Source organism: Blastococcus mobilis (assembly GCF_900188025.1).
Classification (GTDB): domain Bacteria; phylum Actinomycetota; class Actinomycetes; order Mycobacteriales; family Geodermatophilaceae; genus Blastococcus_B; species Blastococcus_B mobilis.
Genome location: NZ_FZNO01000064.1, coordinates 1 through 4,126, shown reverse-complemented (window position 1 = coordinate 4,126; position 4,126 = coordinate 1). Strand labels below are relative to the sequence as shown.

The 4,126-nt window shown below is 66.7% G+C and carries 4 protein-coding genes and 1 pseudogene; all 5 read right to left on the bottom strand.

The window, feature by feature from the left end:
- Positions 1–81: 81 nt before the first annotated feature.
- Complete coding sequence (locus CHB94_RS24180) at positions 82–354, bottom strand: hypothetical protein (RefSeq protein ID WP_089339088.1); 273 nt, start codon at positions 352–354, stop codon at positions 82–84.
- Positions 355–1,198: 844 nt separating this feature from the next.
- Positions 1,199–1,501 (bottom strand): hypothetical protein, encoded by a 303-nt coding sequence (locus CHB94_RS24175; protein WP_141137651.1) that lies wholly within the window; start codon positions 1,499–1,501, stop codon positions 1,199–1,201.
- Positions 1,502–1,816: 315 nt separating this feature from the next.
- Positions 1,817–2,215, bottom strand: a complete 399-nt coding sequence (locus CHB94_RS24170) for a hypothetical protein (RefSeq protein ID WP_089339086.1) — start codon at positions 2,213–2,215, stop codon at positions 1,817–1,819.
- Positions 2,212–2,601: a hypothetical protein gene (locus CHB94_RS24165; protein WP_089339085.1), complete on the bottom strand. Its 390-nt coding sequence runs from the start codon at positions 2,599–2,601 to the stop codon at positions 2,212–2,214. Before CHB94_RS24165 ends, CHB94_RS24170 begins: the two co-directional genes overlap by 4 nt.
- A 314-nt stretch (positions 2,602–2,915) precedes the next feature.
- A pseudogene (locus tag CHB94_RS24160) lies at positions 2,916–3,889 on the bottom strand (IS481 family transposase).
- Positions 3,890–4,126: the final 237 nt, after the last annotated feature.

Below are 4,126 nucleotides of genomic sequence, written 5' to 3'. Positions count from 1 at the left end.
CTTCTTGGTCGTTGATCCCTCTACCGGAGACCTCGCCTTCTTTCGGCACCGACACGCCAGCCACGGCCCGCGAGCGACTTCTCAAACAGGGCCTAGCACCTCGGCCACGGCGTTGACGGTCGGATCGAGCGCGTGGAGGCGGGCCAGCACGCTTTCGGTGGCCTCTCTGGCTGACACCTGCCGCGTGGTGATCGCCGCCGCCAGGTCGGCCGCGTTCCAGCGCCACAGCTCGTCCCCGGGGGAGGCGCGATGGCGGTGGGAGACGCCGCGATCATGGGCGGCCGCCGCCGGGGGCGCGAGAAGAGGAAATGCGCCTGTCGCCGCCAACATCGCCGTGAACTGGCGGCGACTCATCTCTGGATTCACATTCGTCCCCTCCCGCGGCGGTAGCGGCCTGAAGATCGGCCTCTCCGAATCGAGTGCGCGTGGCCGGGAATGCTCTCGCAGCCAGAGCTGGCCCGTCAATGGACGATGGGCGCCACAGAACAGCGGCGGATCTGCGCACTTCCTGTCGATCAAGAAGCGAGACGTTTCTGACCAGCCAATACAGAATCCGGTACATGACGAGCCCGGGGTTGACGTACCGGCATGGGCCGGCATCTGAAGTCCCTCACACCCGTCCTTGAACCGCATCGCCCCCGTGCCACGACATCGCACCTGCGGTCCCGTTCCCGGCGAGCAAGGCGGCGGTACGTCGTGGGCGGTCCTCCTCGGGTCGACGGCGGAACCAGCGCCTCCACCGGCGGTGCGACGCGGGAGGAGCATTTCGGCGAGGTCCCGGTCAGTTATGGCCGGGACGGTGACGCCATTGCCGCGGTGCCACCGGCGGACAGGCTGGAGGCAATCAGGTCACCGGCTATCGCGACGATGGTCGGAGATACCAGTCCGCAAGCCGAACGCGCTGCGACGACGTTCGAACCAGTCAGGGCAGCAAGCCAGCAACGGCCCGCAAGGGATCCTCTTCCGACGACGGTGGACCGATTGAGCGAGCCCCGACCACTGGTCGACTTCCGAGACGACGACCGAGGGTCCAAAGGCTGAGCAGTGCCAGTTGGTATTGCTGGGGCTGCCCGGCCGGAGGTCCAGGTTATGAGCGTCGGTGATCTGAGGCGGGCCCGGCAGGAAGCCAGCATGGACTGCTGCAATAGCATCCAGCAGGCGCTGGCTCACTTTCAAGCAGCCGAAGAGTCGATCACCCCTAAGCCGTGGCGAAGAAGACGAAGGTCGCCCGGTCCACCGTGTACGGACACCCGACCTGCTCGCGCAGATCAAACGGGCCCACGCCACTCCGCCCGCGGTGCCCACCGGTGGCCGGATCAGCGCCGCTGGACTGCGCGCCAAGAATGCCAACCTGCGAAGCCAGAACCAGCGGCTGACCAAGCAGGTCCGCACCCTGGAACGGCGGCTCGGGCAGGCGCAGGGCACGTCGATCCACGCGCAAGGCCGGGCTCGCATCCGGCCAGATCGCCGAGCAGTTGCAGCGCCGCACGCAGGAGGCCAAGCAACAGCTCCGAACGCTGCGCCAAGAACTGGAGGAACGCAACGACGAACTGAGCGCGGCCCAGCAACCGCGAGTTGCTGAGCGCACTTAACACCGCGCGCCAGCAGGCATCCTTGATGCGCGGAGGGCGGTTATCGTCCCGCCCATCGACGTGCCCGCTCAGGACGGCCCGGGCCATGTGACCGATGGCTCAGGCATCTGCTCCGGCCCCCCGCTGCTCCGACTGGAGCAGGGACCTTTGACCCGTCGTGGCCACGATCGTGGCTGAGCGACCACGGCGGGGGAGCGGGACACATCCCCACGGGCCTCGCCGAGTCACAGGAGGGCGAGAATGGCAGGGGCGACCTGCTTGCCGATCTCGATGACGGTACCGAGGTGACGCCAGGTGGGCGCCCAGTATTGGGCGGGCCTCAGGGTGACGGCACCACCAACCCGGCCGAGGTCGAGGTAGTGCTCCCAGTAGTCGGTGCGGTCGTTCGTTCCGATCCACTTGCCGTCCACCCCGTACGTATTCTCGGGCGACACGTCGAGGAGGATCATGTTCGCGTCGAATACGAGTATCCGGCATCCTCCGGTGAAGCCTCCGAACAAAGTGAACGTGGCTGTTCGGGTGGACCCGTGGATGCGTCCGTCGTCTTCCAGGTACGCGTCGGTCCACATGTGGTGATTGGCGCCGAGGTCCTTATAGTGGATACCGCCGCTGGTGGCGATCATGTCAGCCGTCCCGTGACCGGGAATCCGCGGACGACGGATTCGGGCAGGAAGATTGCGGCGGCGCGAGCTTCCTCGCTGATGTTGCTGGAGCGCGGGTCGAGAATCCGGACCAGTTCACCGCCTTCGAACTTGTACACACCGACCTCGGTTTCGATGTACTGGCCGTTCGACAACCGGGGTGGGGGCACTTGGGAGGGGATGGGGTCCTTCTCCTCCAGGGCCTCCAACTCGTCTTCGCTGAGCACCTGCAGGTCGGCTGGGGACAGTCCCTCGGCTTGCATGGTCCACAGGTCGGGAACCCACCGCTTGGTGTTCCCTTCCTGGACGTATATCTGGTGGCTCAGATGGCCGGTTACCAGCGCACGATCACCGTCTGAATTGGTCATCGCCTCGGCTCCTTCGCGGGCGACTCAGGGGAGGGAAAGACGTGCGAACGCAGTGTGATCCTGAGAGGCGCCACTGAGCAAGGGGATGATGTCCTTAGTCTGAAGTGGTTCAGCGGCGGCCCGCAAGTCTTAACGCTGCGTAGACACCGGCATGCGAACGGAGATTCGGCTCGCTTCCTGCAATTGGACACGGTGGGACTAAGTGCCCGGTCAGGGCGTCTCGGGCTGTGCCGCGACCTCCGCCTTTAAGAGACGCAGCGCCGAACTCGCGGCACTGTGCCGGGTGCTGCACGCACTCGGCTAGGTGTTGCTTCTCATAAGTTAGTGACGCCGGCGTGGAGGCGTGAGACGGGTGGTCGATTCCCGGCGGCGGTGTGCGGTCGGTGGTAGTTCTAGTGCACCGCCTAGGTCCTGATCAGTCGGCTCGCTGGGCTTCGGAGGTCCAGGTGCCAGCGTGGAGCAGCTCCTCGGCCAGGATCCGCTGGTAGCGCTCGACCTTGCCGTTGTGCTTGGGCGTGACGGCCTGGTCCGTTGGTGGCGGGCGGCGTCGTAAAGCGATCGGGTGAAGGCGGCGGCGCGGTCCACAGGAGCCGTTGTCGGGTGATCACCCGGGTGCTCCCGATGATGCCCTGAGCGGCGAAGAACGCCCGGGCGCGGGCGAAGAACCCGATCGCGGTCTTGGCCGTTTCGTTGGCCAAGGCTTGGTGTGGCCAGCCGGGAGAACCCGTCGACGGCGCAGTGCAGGTAGACGTAGCCGGCCTTGGCGCCCATTGTCTTGGCCCGGTCGGCGAAGCGGTAGGCGTCGCTGCCGCGGCCGTGGGCCCGCCAGCCGACGCCGTCAGGGATCCGGCCGACCTTCTTCACATCGACGTGAATCAGGTGCCCGGGGTAGTGGGCGGTGATCTTGCCCGGAGTGCGGTTGTTCTCACCGTCAAGGTCCAGGTGCCGGCGCCGGTTGATGCCCAGACGGACAGCCAGCGGCCGACCGTGGTGGCACTGATGTCGACGCCGTCTTCGGTGGGCTCGCTGGCGATCAGCCGCGCGGACCACTTCTTCTCCCGCCGCAGCGCCTCGATCCGGGGCACCACCGCACCCTCGGTCTGGTTCGGACTGGTGTGCGAGGCACTGGACCGGTCGAGCAGACCCCGTCTCGCAGGGCGTCGCGGCGGTTCTTCCACTTGGACAGGCACTGCCTGGACACTCCGGCCTCGGCGGCGACATGGGCGATGGGTCGTGTCTCGCCCCGGGTCTGATGGAGGCTCCCAATCCACGTGAGGATGAGAGTCATGGCGGCACCGAGGAAGTACCCCGACGAGCTTCGGGAGCCGGCGACCCGGATGGCGGTCGACGCCCGGGGTGACCCGGCCACCCGGACCGGGGCGTTGAAGCGATCGGCGAGCAGCTGGGCATCAACCCTGAGACGCTGCGCAACTGGGGTGTGCCACGAGCGCGGGAGGTCACTTGGTAGCTGAGTGATCGACCGCGGTGCTGTGTAGGAGATGAAGGTTCGGCCCTTCGGTGCCGC

Coding starts and splice junctions, on each gene's coding strand:
- CHB94_RS24170 (WP_089339086.1), bottom strand. CDS start 2,215: ATGATCGCCACCAGCGGCGGTATCCACTATAAGGACCTCGGCGCCAAT.
- CHB94_RS24180 (WP_089339088.1), bottom strand. CDS start 354: ATGAGTCGCCGCCAGTTCACGGCGATGTTGGCGGCGACAGGCGCATTT.
- CHB94_RS24165 (WP_089339085.1), bottom strand. CDS start 2,601: ATGACCAATTCAGACGGTGATCGTGCGCTGGTAACCGGCCATCTGAGC.